Annotated in this window: 8 protein-coding genes; 4 read left to right on the forward strand and 4 right to left on the reverse strand. The window is 42.9% G+C overall.

What is annotated here, in order from left to right:
- Nucleotides 1–177: 177 nt before the first annotated feature.
- Nucleotides 178–363, forward strand: coding sequence for a hypothetical protein (locus ACP7AE_RS01870; RefSeq protein WP_201539042.1), 186 nt, complete (start codon nt 178–180; stop codon nt 361–363).
- Nucleotides 364–466: 103 nt separating this feature from the next.
- On the opposite strand, the gene ACP7AE_RS01875 is transcribed toward ACP7AE_RS01870, so the two are convergent.
- The 3 genes from ACP7AE_RS01875 to ACP7AE_RS01885 all read right to left on the reverse strand — a co-directional run bounded on the left by ACP7AE_RS01875 (nt 467) and on the right by ACP7AE_RS01885 (nt 3,463).
- Complete coding sequence (locus ACP7AE_RS01875; RefSeq protein ID WP_201501385.1) at nt 467–1,069, reverse strand: flavodoxin family protein; 603 nt, start codon at nt 1,067–1,069, stop codon at nt 467–469.
- 86 nt (nt 1,070–1,155) lie between these two features.
- A complete protein-coding gene (locus ACP7AE_RS01880) occupies nt 1,156–2,118 on the reverse strand; it encodes a polyphenol oxidase family protein (protein ID WP_426241152.1) in 963 nt (320 codons plus the stop codon).
- A 106-nt stretch (nt 2,119–2,224) separates the two neighbouring features.
- Entirely contained in the window at nt 2,225–3,463 is a 1,239-nt protein-coding gene (locus ACP7AE_RS01885; protein WP_201539040.1) for an RluA family pseudouridine synthase, read from the reverse strand.
- Nucleotides 3,464–4,243: 780 nt separating this feature from the next.
- On the opposite strand from ACP7AE_RS01885, the gene ACP7AE_RS01890 reads away from it, so the two are divergent.
- The 3 genes from ACP7AE_RS01890 (at nt 4,244) to rpoD (ending at nt 10,266) form a co-directional block, all read left to right on the forward strand.
- Nucleotides 4,244–5,446, forward strand: coding sequence for an outer membrane protein assembly factor BamD (locus ACP7AE_RS01890; RefSeq protein WP_426241153.1), 1,203 nt, complete (start codon nt 4,244–4,246; stop codon nt 5,444–5,446).
- A 208-nt stretch (nt 5,447–5,654) separates the two neighbouring features.
- Nucleotides 5,655–7,817, forward strand: coding sequence for a DNA primase (locus ACP7AE_RS01895; protein ID WP_426241154.1), 2,163 nt, complete (start codon nt 5,655–5,657; stop codon nt 7,815–7,817).
- A gap of 532 nt (nt 7,818–8,349) precedes the next feature.
- Nucleotides 8,350–10,266 (forward strand): RNA polymerase sigma factor RpoD, encoded by a 1,917-nt coding sequence (gene rpoD, locus ACP7AE_RS01900; protein ID WP_045452235.1) that lies wholly within the window; start codon nt 8,350–8,352, stop codon nt 10,264–10,266.
- A 126-nt stretch (nt 10,267–10,392) separates the two neighbouring features.
- Here rpoD and ACP7AE_RS01905 read toward each other — a convergent pair whose 3' ends face one another.
- Complete coding sequence (locus ACP7AE_RS01905) at nt 10,393–12,345, reverse strand: hypothetical protein (protein WP_426241155.1); 1,953 nt, start codon at nt 12,343–12,345, stop codon at nt 10,393–10,395.
- Between the last annotated feature and the right edge of the window lie 285 nt (nt 12,346–12,630).

A 12,630-nucleotide genomic window follows, 5' to 3' on the forward strand; every position in this document is an offset into this window, starting at 1 on the left:
ATTTTTTGTCATCATCGATTTTAGTTGTACATAATAGATACATAGACTTAAGTTAGCACTCGCTTTTTTTATCAGTCAGATTTTTATAATGCTACGAAACAAGCTATTGCGCCGCACCATATTTTGTTTATGATAGGCGCTATTTCCACGTTGCCGATCGCCGCCTGAGACACCACTATGAAGTTACCGATTCTTGCTTATATACTTACATCAGCCCTGTTACTGACAAGCTGCCAATCATTTCAGTTTGTCGACAGCCCTATCCCTGTGAATACCACCCCTACCAATAGCATCTTGGTCAAAAATATGCCTGCCACCACTGGGCAGGTTCAAAATACTACCAGTACAAAAAATCAAAAATAGTGCCATCACATTCATAAAATAAGCAAAAAAAAGGCAGATATCGGTTTGATATCTGCCTCTAATGTTTAATAAATTACCTTGAATGACTCAATAGCCATTCATTTCAAGGGCGCGCCGCTGGCTGATGCTTGATAATTGTCTTAGCCAAATGATCGCCGAACCAAATAGCTGTATCAATATCCCCACGTCCTGGCGTTTCCTCAGGAGGACCATCAAGCGACTGGGTCATCAAGCCCAAAAAGCTAGATAAACGGTTTAAATCATGAGCCTCATGACCTGTCGGCATCAGCGGTAATCCAATCCAGTTCATACCATGCTGCATCGCATACAAAGAAATCTGCTGCAATACCGCCAGCTTATCACCGCTCAGTCCACCAGAGTTGGCAAAAGCGGCTGCCCACTTGCCTTCCCATTTACGATGGTACCAGCGCTTTGAGGTTTCATCCATAAAAGTCTTAAATTCAGCAGTGACACTACCCATATATACGGCACTACCGAAAACCAGCAAATCCGCCTGATCCAAATAATCCCAGTCAACCTTGTGGACATCAACGGCTTTGGCCTGTGCTGCTGGCAATTGCTGATGCGCCCCTTTAACGATCGCTTCAGCCACGCGCTTGGTATGACCGTAGTTGCTATGATAAATAACAGCAATAGATACAGTCGGTATGCTATCAGTAATGGACGATTTGGCAGATGTATTCATACAAACTCTAATAATGGCTATAAATGGTTAGATAAAAACAATATAAGTTCAACAGTTACTCGCGCGCAACAGCAAATAGCGTAATCCTACGCAGCGCCACGTACAATGACCAGCGCCATTCGACCTGTAGCAGGCTGCTGCAAATGCGTTTGACGCCGATAAGAGTAATAGTGGTCATCAGCATAACTACAGCTGCTAGATAATGTGTCATCTACTATAACGCCCGCCGCACTAAGCTGATCCGCTGCCAACTTTGGTAAGTTTAGCTTGATTTTCATTGTGTCAACTTTGTCACAGCTTGACAGCTTATCAACCGTATCCTGTACATGTTGAGTATTGCTATCGCCTTTAATAATAGCCACAGAATCTATGACATATAACGAATCAAAATGTTCAATACTGGCTGTGTTCAATAACTTATTTTCTGTGCAACCTTTCAATAATTGATTGCGAACTTGAGCGCCAACTTCATAGCTGTCTTGACTGATACAAACACCAATCCAAGCTTTGATTTGTCCCGATTGCGTAAAACAGTGCACAGTCGCTTGAATAACCCCGCAAGCCAGACCTTGCCAACCCGCGTGAATCGCTGCTATTTGACCACTAGCTGGCTGATATAAAACTATCGGCACGCAGTCAGCCGTCATTATCGCAAGCCCAAGCCCTTGTTGCCGACTGACCATCGCGTCAGCAGACATTGGCGTCATACCTAGCGCTGTGCCATCAATATCATGAATTTGCTTACCGTGAACTTGGTTAACCCAGTGTAAGCGCTTGATGGGTACGTGTTGGCATGTCGACGATAAGGGTGCAAGCTGCTCATTGATGGCAGATAATGAACGCATGCGATTGCTCAGTACTTTTGCAGGATCGTCATTGACATGCAAACCTAAATTTAGCTCACCGTAATTCGCTTGACGTTGCTGTCGTACTAGCTGTTCTGTGGGCTGGTCTTGTGAGTCAACATCATCGCTTGAAAAGGCAGCTGTTTGAAAAACAGCCACATCATCAATCTGTGCGAGCAATGTCATAGGAAACTGATGAGTCATGGCTGATTTACCGTCTTAATGAGTCATTTTTATGTCACGGATCGCTATTTACTACTAGGCTCTGTTTTTTACAAGCGACTTTACGCTCTCGCCTACAAGGAGCGGTCTACTCGTCATCATAGCCATCACTTAGCACAGCCATTAACTGCTGCATATCTTCAGGCAGTGGTGTGGTGACTTCAATATCTTCACCAGTCGTTGGATGCACGAAACCCAGTGTGTAGGCATGTAAGGCTTGACGTGGAAAATTATTAATCGCTTGACGTTGTGCTTCTGTCAGTCCTGCCCGCAGTTGACGACGACCACCATAGACACGATCACCCACTATCGGATAAGTAACATGACTTAAATGCACACGAATTTGGTGAGTGCGTCCCGTTTCAAGACCTACATCCAACAGGCAATAATTGCCATTAAGCGCGGTCACATTCAGTAAATGAGTCACAGCTTCGCGTCCTGCCGTCATTACCGTCATTTTAGTACGCTGATTACGGTGACGACCGATTGGGGCGTCAATACGGCGATGGCGCGATAGACTCGCTGCATCCCCTGCTACCACACATTGATAATGACGATAGACCGACTTGTCCTTTAGTTGCTCCATCAGCGCAAGCTGTGCTGGCTTGGTTTTACCAATCAACAATAGCCCTGAGGTATCTTTATCAATACGGTGCACCAGACCTGCACGCGGCAGATGGTGCTGCTGCGGATAGTGATACAGCAGTGCATTGACCAAGGTGCCGGTTTGGTTGCCCGCACCAGGATGCACTACCATGCCAACAGGTTTATTGATGACCAATACGTCATCATCTTCATAGACCACATCGATGTCTATATTTTCTGGTTGATCTTCACTATGCTGCTCTAATGTGGTGGTTAACTGCAGCACATCACCCGCTCTGACACGAATTTTCGGTTTTTGCACGCCACCGTTATACAGCAGGCTGCCATCACTGATCCAACCTTGTAATTGAACACGTGAGAAATCGGTAAATATTTTTGAAGCCAATTTATCAATACGTAAACCTGCTTCGTCTTCTATAACCGTATGCGTCATATTAATAATTACTGGCACCACTTGACCGGCGGCTGACGCTTCATCATCGTCGCTATCATCAATGTCGTCAGCATCTTCATCGCTGCTATCTATCATATCGTCGTCAAGCACATCACTATCTTTTAACACAGCGTCTTCTAAAACATGATCGCTATGGCTTTGCTCATCAAGCATCGACTGATTATCGTCAGGTAATTCACTATTATTTAAAACGTCATTTGGCATCGGTGACTCTTGTGCTGATGAATCAGTCTGTCGTGATTGATTCGGTGGTAAATGGGTAGTCATAGCATTATTATTCATAGCAGATTTATATATGGCAAAGCGCCTGACATGGTTTTGAAAGGTAGCTTTTGAGAAATTTCTAATAAAGTGTTAAGCGTAACGCTATAAAAAACGAAAGGCCATTCGCTATCAATCACTTATCATAAAAGCGATCGTCGTCGAAAAAAGCGGAGGCAATACCATGCTAGTGTAGCATGCCAAGCGCCTAAGCCCTATAGAAGCTGTGTGTTATCTGTCATTTTTTGATTATACCGCAGCGAGCGTCAGCGCCGTACTTAACTCTCTAAAATATGACATTGCTGTAATTTACTGTATATTTGTCAGTGTCAGCGACATTCGATATCGCTCGTGACAGCAGCTCATGTTAAAATGCCAAACTGACATGCGCTGGTATACAGCTCATTGCGAGCAGCAGCATATCGTATATGCGTTGCAGTAGACTAATAACTGTACGATACTGACTCAAATCCGATGAGCACGATTGGATTAAGTACAATATAGATGGCGAAAAAATAGACGAAGCAAACGTTATTCTATAAAGTATAGCCATATTTTGCTGTATGCTATGCCACTGTATGCTTATCGAATTTTTATTAAAAGCATTTGGTTTGATATAAACCCTATGCCATCAAGCGTTTTTTAATAACGATAACTGGTATGTCCGATGATTGACATAGTAGATGACAGACCACTATCGATGCCTACGCATCGTTTTTTATCATTAACCTAATATCTAGTATGATAGCGTCGCTGCTATTATACGTCTTGTGTCGGAGAAGAAGTATGCAAGCTGTTGGCAATACGTTTATCAAACTGTCCTCAATAACCCTACTTGCACTAAGCGTAAACTTAGTGGGCTGTCAGACTTTCAAAAATCTGACTGGCGGTAAAGACGTCGATGCGGTAGAAACTGCCGAAAAATCGGAGCAGAATTATTATAACGACGCCATTACCCAGATTGATAAAGGCCGCTATACACAAGCCATCGAAGATTTGACCAATCTGCGCACTTTTTATCCTACTGGACAATACGCTGAGCAAGCATTACTCGACATGATGTACGCACAATATGCCAGTGGTAAGTATGAAATGGCAGCCGCCAGCGCTGAGCAATTTATTAACCTATATCCTTCTAATCCGCAAGTCAGCTACGCTTACTATGTGCGCGGCGTCGCCAATATGCAAGGCTCATCAGAAGGTCTGAAACTGTTTAAGCTCAATCAAGCTGAGCGTGATACCGCCTATTTACGTATTGCCTTCGCTAACTTTCAAGAGCTTATTAACAAGTACCCTAACAGCCCTTACGCGCCAGATGCCGCTCAGCGCATGACTTTCATTTATAATCAGTTTGCTGAAAGTGAGATGAGTGCAGCCAACTGGTATATCGAGCGCGAAGCTTATGTCGCTGCTGTTAACCGTGCCAAATGGGTGTTTCAATACTATCCACTTAGTGAATCCATCCCTGACGCAATCGCGGTCTTAGCTTATAGCTATGACAAATTGGGTATGTCTGATTTGGCAGCAGAATACAAAACTCTATTGCAGATTAATTATCCCAACATGTTAAGTGCTGATGGACGCGTTAAACTCGACACCAAACGTGAGCGTTCTTTCATCAACAAATTGACTTTTGGACAGTTAAGTCGTTTTAACAAAGATACTTCATCAGTTGCGACAGGCGACTATAACGGCGCGACCAAAACTCAGGTTATTCGTAACGCCAGTCAATTGAGACTGCCAAGCGATAATGCAGCAGCAGCCAGTGCAGCGCAAGGTACTTCACCTGTGCGCGCCAATACTGGCATCAATGTCGGCTTGGGTCTGCCTGAAGCATCCGCTGAGCGCATTACTAGCCAATCGAGCACTGGCTCTACGGCAAGAGAAGCCAATGTCGATCCGCAAAACACCAATCCTGTACGCCGTATGACATTGCCTGTTCAAGGGATTGATATCATGCCAGCAGATGTCGATATGAATGATGAATAAATGCGCTAGATTTGAGGTAATGTCTCTTCTTTAATTAAGAGAACGTCTCTTGTTTTTAGTACATCAACGCACATCATGAAAAAAATAAGGTCAACGACAGAGTTGGCCTTATTTTTTCTGTTTCTGTTTTATTATCTATGCCCAATATTGTTTGTGCCCGATATTGCCTATGCTTAAGATAATACACCTATGGTAAACTGTTTTTTGCATGAGTATTCCAAATCACATTCTCGACCAATTAAATAGCCAAGCTGACTTAATCAGTATCATTGGGCGTCATACGACGCTTAAACGTGCTGGTAGTGAGTTTAAAGGCTGCTGTCCATTTCATGGCGAAAAATCGCCCTCTTTTTATGTCAATCCACAAAAAAACATCTATCACTGCTTTGGCTGTAGCGTCGGCGGTAATGCCATCAGTTTTTTACGCGATTATGAAAATTTAACGTTCATTGAAGCGGTCAATGAGCTATCAAAGCAGACGGGCATCGAAGTCCCAAAAGAAGAGCAACAAAACGTCAGCTACCAGCGCCGTGCACCAAAACCGATTGCACCACCGTCAATACCTAGTCCGACTATCGACGCTAAAAGTCCTGCTCAAACAATTGATGTACCTTCTATTAACGCTACTTCGGCTATTCAGCAACAAAACCAGTACGGCGATACCGATCAACCCGTTTATCACGATAGTAGCAACGGCTACGATGAGTATCCACCGCTAGATGCTTACGACTCAGCGTCTTATCCAGAAGATTCTTATGGCACAGACTACCAAGATGATAATAGCTATCCACCAGCATGGTTGACAGGTGGCGATACTGACGCTGCGGCATTGTACGATGATCATAGCGTTTCCGATAAAGACGGTAATCTGTATGAGCTGTTAGAGCAAATCCAGCAGTTTTATCAGCACAATCTCACCCTTCATCCACATGCCAAACATTACTTTTTATCACGCGGTATCACTGAAGATATCTTTGAAACGTTTGGTTTGGGCTATGCGCCATTTGGTTGGCAGCATCTTGAGCATCAGTTTCCGCAGGATATTGAAGGGCTCAAAGCGTTAGGCTTAGTGCGCCAGTCCGAGTCTGGACGTGATTATGATCTACTGCGCGATCGTGTAATATTCCCGATTCGAGACAATCAAGGCCGTACGATTGGCTTCGGTGGTCGTGCACTAGACGACGAAGTAAAGCCTAAATACATCAACTCGTCCGACTCGCCCGTTTTTCATAAGCAGCATGTACTATACGGCTACTATGAGTCTCGCCAGCAACGTGCCAACGACTGGCTAGTGGTCGAAGGCTATATGGATGTCATTGCCCTTTACCAAGCGGGTATCTATGGTGCAGTTGCCTCTATGGGCACGGCGATCAACGAGAGTCAAATATCACGATTACTAACGCTGAACCCTACCCTAACCTTGAGCTTTGATGGCGATAACGCGGGACAAAAAGCAGCTTGGCGTACCCTTGAAGTGGCTTTGCCAGTACTTGCCGATGACAAAGAGCTACGGTTTTTGACCCTACCAAATAATCATGATCCTGATACCTTTATAAAAAGTCAGGGCGGCGATGCCATGCGTGAGCAAGTCGCGAATGCCATGCCATTGTCACAGTATATTTTTGCCTATTTAAGCGAGCGTTACGATTTAACCTTGGCAGAAGGCAAAGCCAAGCTCATGTCACAAGTACGTGCCTTGACCACTGCATTACCTAAAGGCAGTAGCTTTCGCTATTTGCTGAACAATGACGTCTATCAAAAACTGGGTGGTAAACGTAGCCAAAATATCGAAGCCAAAGATGCGCTGCTAGATTTTGATGGTGACATGACCATCAGTCAGCAATTGCAACTTTGTTTTTTATTTCAGCCACGTGCCTTAATTGAAGACCCTATTGAAGCGATTTGGCAGCAGGCAGGTATTAATGATTTACAGCTGCCAGCACATATCAAGCAAAAAGCCGCGCCTGACATCTTGCGTCCGCTTGCTTGGGAAGATTTGCAAGATATCGCCTTGCTGGATATCGTTAGCACCATCAAACGCTGCCTGAATCATTTACCCAAAGATGCCAACGCCGCCGCACACTTTATATTGTCTAATGTCAAACCAATCACCCAAGAAACACTTAGCCGTAGCTGGGGCGGATTTTATAAGACATTAATTGGCAGAAATATTTTGAGCTTGGATGAGTTGATCGAAAACTTGGTGATGCAGTTGCTCAAGTTACATCTGCAAAAAAAGATGCAAGAGCTCATCAAAAATCCTGATCATATCAAGCTGGCGATTGTCCGTAAGCAGTCGCAGTTATTAAATGACTGGTTACGCGCGCAGCAAGCTGAGCAGTCAGCGCAGATGGCGACGGTGAAATCTTAACGTTTGCCATTATTTTTGCTAAAAAATCTCTAACCCTTTAAAAGTATAGCGGCTGCCCCCACTACTAATGATTATGCCCAATAGCATGTATTACCATTTAATCATTTGGCTGATATAAAATAATCAGCAAAAAACGGTCGGTAGATATCACTACCTCGTGCTTGATTACGCTGGTGTGTGTTAAACTGTGTCGCTAACTATTTATAGCCCGATTTAATAGATGGCGATAAATCCGCCTCATTAAGCACAAATTTTAGATATTATTTTGAAGTATCCGTTTTTAGGTACCGTTATCTTTATATATTATTTTTTAGATAATGTTATCTTGAAGAGTTTTTAGCGCGACCAATTTCTAGCAGTTTTTTAGCATTGTAATTGTAGTATTTTGAGCCTTTATTCATATCAACTCATTTTTGATATTATTGACAACCTCTACGCCATATTTTGATGAATCGATTGATTACATCAACGCACTGAACGAGCGATAGCGCGTCACAATATAAAAATGTCCGATGCAAGTAAGCGAGTATTTATGAACGATAAGTCAGTTTCTAAGTCCACATCTCAACTGGCCACCTTAATCCAAATGGGTAAAGAGCAAGGCTATCTCACCTATGCTGAGGTGAATGACCAACTGCCCGACTCTATTACCGAAAGCGATCAGATCGAAGATATTGTGCAAATGCTGACCGACGTTGGTATCAAAATCTTTGAATCTGCGCCTGATGCCGATGACATCTTGATGAACGACGATTCAAGCGATGATGACATGGCAGCGGATGAGGCAGCGGCGGTATTGGCCTCTGTTGAGACTGAGCCGGGTCGCACCACTGACCCTGTACGTATGTATATGCGTGAAATGGGTACGGTTGATCTATTAACCCGTGAAGGTGAGATTGCTATTGCCAAGCGTATCGAAGAAGGCATTCGTGACGTACAGCATGCGATGTCTTACTGGCCGGGCACCGTACAGTTCGTCCTTGATGAGTATCAAAAAGTACAAGATGGCGAAAAAAAGCTTTCTGACGTCATTACTGGCTTTTTAGATCCTGAGACCGAAGCAGACAAAATCGCTGCCCAAGAAGCAAAAGAGGCAGCAAAAGAAGAACGTGAACGCATCAAAGAAGAGAAAGAAAATCCACCTGTGATCAAAGCAAAAGCCAAAGCAGCGGCGCTTGATGATGAGGACGAGGATGAAGACGATGTTGAAGAGGAAGCTGAAGAAGAAACCAGCGGTATCGATCCTGAAGAAGTACGTCTGCGTCTAGAAGAAATCGAACACTTATTTATTAAAGCCAAGCAAGCCTTGCTAGATTATGGCCGTGGTAGCACAGAAGCAGATACTGCTTATGCCCTACTTGCCGAACGCTTTATGATGCTAAAGTTGAACAATCGCTTGTCAGATCAAGTGATGGCTATCATGCATGATGTCTATGATGATGTGCGTAAGCAAGAACGTCAAATCATGCGTTTGGTCATTCGCCGTGGACGTATGCCGCGTGAAGAGTTCCGTAAGACTTTCCCTAGCAACGAAACCAACGTTGATTGGCTGATTGAGCGCATCAAAGGTAAGCCTGCGTTTGCTGGTACGCTAGAAAAAGTCACTGATGATGTTATTTTATTGCAACGTCGCATTCGTGACTACGAGCAACAGCTCGACATGAAAATCCACGATATGAAAGATGTCGCGCGCCGTATGGCAGTCGGTGAAGCAAAAGCTCGCCGCGCCAAAAAAGAAATGGTCGAAGCTAACCTGCGTTTGGTTATTTCTATCGCGAAGAAATATACCAACCGCGGTCTACAATTCTTGGATTTAATCCAAGAAGGTAACATCGGTCTGATGAAAGCGGTTGATAAATTTGAATACCGCCGTGGTTATAAGTTCTCGACCTATGCCACATGGTGGATCCGTCAGGCGATTACCCGCTCTATCGCTGACCAAGCACGTACCATCCGTATCCCTGTGCATATGATTGAGACGATTAATAAAATAAACCGTGTCTCACGTCAATTGCTACAAGAAATGGGACGCGAGCCAACGCCTGAGGAATTGGGTGAACGCTTAGAGATGGACGAAGTTAAAGTCCGTAAAGTACTGAAAATCGCCAAAGAGCCTATTTCGATGGAAACCCCTATCGGTGATGATGAAGACTCGCATCTAGGTGATTTCATCGAAGATGGTACTATCTCAAGCCCTGTTGATGATGCGACCGCAGCTGGTCTGCGTGAAGCGACTCGTGATGTATTGGGCAATCTGACTGAGCGTGAAGCACGCGTGCTAAAAATGCGCTTTGGTATCGACATGCCAACCGACCATACCTTGGAAGAAGTGGGTAAGCAGTTTGATGTAACACGTGAACGTATTCGTCAGATTGAGGCAAAAGCACTGCGTAAATTGCGTCATCCGTCACGCTCTGAGCATCTGCGTTCGTTCTTAGAGAATGATTAATCATAAAGCAAACTAAGCACCAATAAAAAAGCCGAGTTTATCTCGGCTTTTTTTATACTTTAAAAGCTCTAGTTAATTATTTAGCATATTGAAGAATGCAAAAATCACGGTTTGATATCTGACCGCTTACGTATTAGAAACCAGTGCTCGTTTATTCATATTAATAACTATCACCTCTATTTCTTCGACACCGGTATATCCATGGGAAATATCTTTCCAATATTCCTTTAGGGCTGGTGCTAGACCTTCAATACTGACTTTTTTACCTTCAACCATCCAGTTTTTTTCAGTATTTAAGGAAATCAAAAGAAATATACCGCATCCTGCTGATTCTTCTCTTAAATAGTCGCCAGCCAGCTGGTTTCTTAGTCGCTCACATAACTTTCTACCGCTCCAGTTTTTATCAAGTAACTTTAACTCAATAGGCACTGGGGATTGGACATTTGGATTAGCAAGCCTGATATCCATTCGCTGGTCATTAGCCAATTCAGGCTCTTCAGCAATGGTATAGTGATTCTTACTGTTCTGATTTAGGTAGCCCGCTATGAGGGTTCTGACTTCATTCTCTTCTGCCGCTTTTTGCCAAGTTCGCCACGGACTGTCATTACCATTCTCTATCCAACCTTTAAGCGCATTTAACTGTTGTACAGCCAACTCGAAAAGCTGTCTATGTGTTCGAGGAGGTAATACTTTGGATTTATGAAATTCTTTAAACTGCTCGGCAGACCACGGTATTAAGTTTCCATATCTCTCCGCCATTTCGTAAGCTCGTCTTTGAACTAACAGCTTTTGAGATCCATCTTTATATTCTTCAGAAATTTGCTTTAAAGCATAATAATTCGCTTTGCTTGGTATCTCTACCAAATAGTGTAATAATTTATCTCTAGCATCTTGAGCATCATCACGAATGGTCGGCGAATATACGCCTTTGCCAGCTCTCTGTATATCATCGCTTGGCTTAATATATTTATGCATCAGCATATAAAGAGTTTTCAAATGAGGGGCTGTCTTAAATTTTCCTGCGTAATACACTGTTTTCTGAGTATAAGTTCCACCTAATAATGCTGTGATAAATATCGCAGCAACTTGCTGAGCATCTTCTTCGTTCAGCAGTAGTAGCCAGCTCTTCAGCCTTGAGATACCACTATTTGCATCATTATCAACCAATAGTGCAAACCACCAAGCCACTTCTTTATAGTTATCCGCATTAAGTGCTATATATTTATCAGCTAGTATGGCTAGCTTTCCAGATTCAACACCGCCCTCAATCAATATCTTTACACAGTATTCTTTACGAATAATAAGTGGACTGGTACGACTCATCAAATATTTTAATACTCTGCCAGCCATCAATTCATGAAGCCAAGGAGCATGACGAATCAAGTCCTGCAAAATATGACTCAAAGAACCCTCAGAACTACAGGTTTTTAACTCCCAAAGTAGCTCTTTCCATATAGCATCTTCTGTGGCTTTTGGAAACGCTCTATGCACTCTTTCAAACCAACTGGGAAAACCGTTAATATCCCAAGTAATGTAACGCAATGCTGTATTAAGGTCGTTAGTGTCTAAATAGTTGGGGAAACCACTGATTTCATTGGCTTCAATTTCTAGACCAGATAAAGCAATTAATAAAGCGGCAGGAATTGAATTATCAAAATTCTGTTCTGATTTTAATGGGGGTCTATGACTTCGCCAATAATTCATACAAAAGTCTTTGTATGCTAGAGCAACCTCTTTACCAAACTTGGGAGTAAGACTTCTCCAGTCACTATAATGCTGACGAGTAATATTCGGGCTATCTTTTTCTAGCTCTCTTAATAGCCATAAATGATGATCTGTAATATTGTTTTTCCCTTCTGGAGGGCTACTAATCTCCGATGGATTATTGCTTAAATGTGTTATCCATTCTTTGTCATTTTTTTCTCGATCTTCTTGTATTTTCTTAAACTTTTCACGACTTATCTTTAATTCTTCTTCATACTTTTTCATTGTTTCACTACTTTCAGGATTCAGTAATCTTTCTAATTTATCCTCAAGTACACTATTTCCTGATACAGCTTTACGCAAATCTTCCAACATATTAATGGGACAGTCGCTCTGATGATATATTCGATAAGCATTACCAAGTGCGACTAGCTTATCATTATCTAGAGTTCGTGACCCGATATACGCTAACATTCTTGAAAAGTCAGACGTTTCAAACCTCCAGTAATTTTGCCTATAGAATAGATGTAAGTCATGATTAGGTAATCCCCCCAATAAATAAGAACACTTAGAAATAGAGATTAACTGCTAAAATATACCAGCAGGAGAATCCTATGAAAAAGACACGCTTTACTGATAATCAAATCGTTAATATCCTTA

Origin of the sequence: Psychrobacter sp. TWP2-1-2 (assembly GCF_049896785.1) — a bacterium.
Taxonomy (GTDB): Bacteria; Pseudomonadota; Gammaproteobacteria; order Pseudomonadales; family Moraxellaceae; genus Psychrobacter.

Bases quoted from the DNA above. Each gene is read 5' to 3' on its own strand.
- ACP7AE_RS01870 (WP_201539042.1), top strand. From the start codon at position 178: ATGAAGTTACCGATTCTTGCTTATATACTTACATCAGCCCTGTTACTG.
- ACP7AE_RS01875 (WP_201501385.1), bottom strand. From the start codon at position 1,069: ATGAATACATCTGCCAAATCGTCCATTACTGATAGCATACCGACTGTA.
- ACP7AE_RS01880 (WP_426241152.1), bottom strand. From the start codon at position 2,118: ATGACTCATCAGTTTCCTATGACATTGCTCGCACAGATTGATGATGTG.
- ACP7AE_RS01885 (WP_201539040.1), bottom strand. From the start codon at position 3,463: ATGACTACCCATTTACCACCGAATCAATCACGACAGACTGATTCATCA.
- ACP7AE_RS01890 (WP_426241153.1), top strand. From the start codon at position 4,244: ATGCAAGCTGTTGGCAATACGTTTATCAAACTGTCCTCAATAACCCTA.
- ACP7AE_RS01895 (WP_426241154.1), top strand. From the start codon at position 5,655: ATGAGTATTCCAAATCACATTCTCGACCAATTAAATAGCCAAGCTGAC.
- rpoD (WP_045452235.1), top strand. From the start codon at position 8,350: ATGAACGATAAGTCAGTTTCTAAGTCCACATCTCAACTGGCCACCTTA.
- ACP7AE_RS01905 (WP_426241155.1), bottom strand. From the start codon at position 12,345: ATGTTGGAAGATTTGCGTAAAGCTGTATCAGGAAATAGTGTACTTGAG.